This window comes from Clostridium sp. AM49-4BH, from assembly GCF_003478335.1.
Taxonomy (GTDB): domain Bacteria; phylum Bacillota; class Clostridia; order Lachnospirales; family Lachnospiraceae; genus Butyribacter.
Map to the genome: position 1 here is coordinate 1 of NZ_QUFB01000153.1, position 528 is coordinate 528.

Consider the following 528-nt stretch of genomic DNA (forward strand, 5'->3'; position numbering starts at 1 on the left):
GTTAACGTACCAATCATGTACCAATTTTTGAGAGCAAAAAAAATTAAACCACTTTCAAAGCATCCGCAATCTGGTCGATTTCTTTTTGTTTTTGTTCTTCTGTTGTATGTACATAAAGGTTCATGGTGATCCCAATATTGGAATGACCTAAGATTGTCTGTAATGTTTTAGGTTTCATTCCGGCTTCAATACACCTGGTTGCAAACGTATGTCGCAGCACATGCATGGAAAACTTGGGAATCTTCGCTTTATCACATAGTTTGAACAGCATCGTATCATATGTACTGTTCTTAACCGGTGTTCCTTTTCTGCAAAGGAATACAAACTCTGACCACTCCATCACCGTAACCTTGAGCGCATTATTTTTCATCTTTTGCTGTCTCAAGATCTCAACGGCTTCCTCTGTCAATGGTATCGTCCGATATCCCGCCTTGCTTTTCGGTTCACCAATCCTCCATTCCTTTGTAGAATGGCGATACTCCATAGAGCGCCTTATCGTCATGGTACGGCGATCCATATCAATGTCTG

Annotated in this window: 1 protein-coding gene; it reads right to left on the minus strand. The window is 40.9% G+C overall.

What is annotated here, in order from left to right:
* Window positions 1-43: 43 nt before the first annotated feature.
* The coding region (locus tag DW981_RS14855) for a site-specific integrase (RefSeq protein ID WP_147352689.1) at window positions 44-528 on the minus strand (485 nt) is incomplete at its 5' end.